Annotated in this window: 1 protein-coding gene; it reads left to right on the top strand. The window is 65.6% G+C overall.

Features of this window, described 5'->3' with window-relative positions; translation table 11 throughout:
• Positions 1–168 precede the first annotated feature (168 nt).
• On the top strand, positions 169–358 hold a 190-nt coding region (locus BN358_RS27605; protein ID WP_232233092.1), incomplete at its 3' end, for a hypothetical protein.

Genomic DNA, 358 nt, shown 5'->3' on the forward strand with positions numbered 1-358 from the left:
GTTCCGGCAATGCCGAGGGTGTGTGCCACATGAGGAAGGTCGTGGCCTGAGAGTTGGGCTGATCAGGGGGACGTCCTGTGAATCGTTGGCCGCGATTTCTGAGCGGTGGAGTCAGCTCGGGTGGCGGATTCGAGGATGGATCGTAGGGACCGGGTGCAGGATGACCTCGTGAAGGAGCGCGACGCCAAGCCATCAACGGCTGGGTCTCTCGTGACCTGCCGTGCGTGCAAGAAGAGCGTGCGCCGGTCACAGAGCAACCCCCAGAAGCCGGCCGGCCATCTAGTCAGCGCTGGCAGGCCGTGCGTCGGCGGCGAGGCGATCGTGTCAGGGTCGAGCGAGTCGACAGGGCAGTCGGGGC

This window comes from Sedimentibacter sp. B4, assembly GCF_000309315.1.
Classification (GTDB): Bacteria; Bacillota; Clostridia; order Tissierellales; family Sedimentibacteraceae; genus Sedimentibacter; species Sedimentibacter saalensis.